Source organism: Psychrobacter sp. AOP30-A2-5, assembly GCF_052378115.1.
GTDB lineage: Bacteria > Pseudomonadota > Gammaproteobacteria > Pseudomonadales > Moraxellaceae > Psychrobacter.
The window spans coordinates 1-1,920 of sequence record NZ_JBQSXK010000048.1 but is presented as its reverse complement, the minus strand read 5'-3'; the positions used below and the strand labels follow the sequence as shown (position 1 = coordinate 1,920).

General features: G+C 35.7%; 2 protein-coding genes. Both read left to right on the top strand.

The features are described from left to right. The first annotated feature begins 132 nt into the window (after window positions 1–132). Window positions 133–867, top strand: coding sequence for a glucose 1-dehydrogenase (locus tag ACT3S4_RS14260; RefSeq protein WP_444761295.1), 735 nt, complete (start codon window positions 133–135; stop codon window positions 865–867). 308 nt (window positions 868–1,175) lie between these two features. Further along, the gene (locus tag ACT3S4_RS14255) at window positions 1,176–1,754 is read left to right on the top strand and encodes a hypothetical protein (RefSeq protein ID WP_290190084.1); all 579 of its coding nucleotides are present in this window, start codon (window positions 1,176–1,178) and stop codon (window positions 1,752–1,754) included. Window positions 1,755–1,920 lie beyond the last annotated feature (166 nt).

Here is a 1,920-nt window from a genome sequence, read left to right as displayed (position 1 = left end):
TTCAAAGCTATGTTTAAAGCTATCATTTAAAAACATAAAGTATTCACTTTTAGTTTCATAATCACTAAGGAGTATTTAGCGATTGTGTCCTATACTCTTTCATTATTCATAACTAAAAAAATAGGAAAACTCATGGCGCGTTTACAAGATAAAGTTATTATTATCACAGGTGCCGCCCAAGGCATGGGCGAGACTCATGCACGTTTGTGTATGCAAGAAGGTGCTAAAGTCGTCTTGACCGACATCAACTCTGATAAAGGCGACGCATTAGCAAAAGAGCTTGGCGAGAGCGCTCTATTTATTAAGCATGACGTTACTAGTGAAGAAGATTGGACGCAAGTTGTTACAGCCACCCAAGATAAATTTGGCAAAATTGATGTACTGGTTAATAATGCAGGTATCACTACGCACAAATCTATTTTAGATACGTCAGTAGAAGCGTATCGCAAGATTCTAGAGATTAATCAGGTGTCGGTCTTTTTAGGCATGAAAGCAGTCATTCCAACGATGAAAGCCGCCAAACAAGGTTCTATCATCAATATCTCATCAATTAATGGCTTGGTTGGCGGCGCTATCGGCTATACCGATTCTAAATTTGCGGTACGCGGTATGACCAAAGCGGCAGCATTAGAGTGTGCCCCTCATGGCATTCGCGTGAACTCTATTCATCCAGGCGTCATCGCCACACCGATGATTATGCAAGGCGATACCAAAGATGCGGTTGAAGCATTTGCCAAAACTATTCCGATGAGGCGTGTGGCACAGCCCGAAGAAGTCAGCGGCATGGTGTTGTTCTTAGCGTCTGATGACTCAAGCTACTCGACGGGTTCAGAGTTTGTCGTTGATGGTGGTTTGACCGCACAATAGGCGTAATAGTTAAATTTTTTAAATGTGATATAGGCTGGGCATTTTGCTCAGCTTTTATTTTGAGAGGTTTTAAGAAAAATCTTTCGATAGTTTTCATTTACCTTTAAAAGCAATTTTCCTATCCACTCCACCCAAAATCATAAAATACTTCGATTGCAGCGATATTCTATTTTATAGGTATCACAGCTTTCAATCAATCCGCTAGCTTACAAACTAATTTTCAGTATGAACTCTTGTTCAAAGATAGTAATATGTATACTCCAATACATAAATACTTTTCCTAACCTTCACATTGAATGAGCGTCAAAATGTCAATACAGAAAATTAGAACAGAATCTTCCAATCCACCTAAAGCTAGAAAAATTGTATTTTTATTATCCAAAAAAACATTTTTAATAGCTATAACATTACCGTTTATATTTGGTTACATTGCATTTATAAAATGGGATGCCGGTGCAGCACTTTTAGCATTTATTTTAATTTTTTTACTCGTTTTTATTGGCTTATCTGTATTTGATAAAATAAAACGTTATCTCACAGGTAATGTAGGGGTATTTCATAATAATGTTCATGATCACTATAAGAAACTGGCTATAAGAAATGGGATTAATCCATCTTATGAAGCATCCGGAATAATAATAGACGATAATGCTAAAAAAATTGTTTTTACTATTAATCCCAGTAGTGAACCTCATATCACCATATGTGATTACAGTGATATAATTAGCTACTATCAAGTCAGCACAAATCAATCCAGCACAAGACAAATGAATGTGATTAAGGTGGAAATTAAAGACCCTTCTCAGCCCTTACATAGTTTTTCCCTAGGTAGTGGTGTAGAATCAGATTTATGGATGGCTAGGTTATCAAGTATTTTTTCAAGGTAGAAAGTATCATTTTAAATTCTACGTAGAGCATATTTGGGATGTTAATAAAACAAACAATTTTTAATAATCAAATATCAAAAATAGATTTCCTAACAAGCATAACGATATAATAAACAGATAGATTCAGTGTAAAAAACGAACTGTACTAGTTAAGCTTTATGCTAAC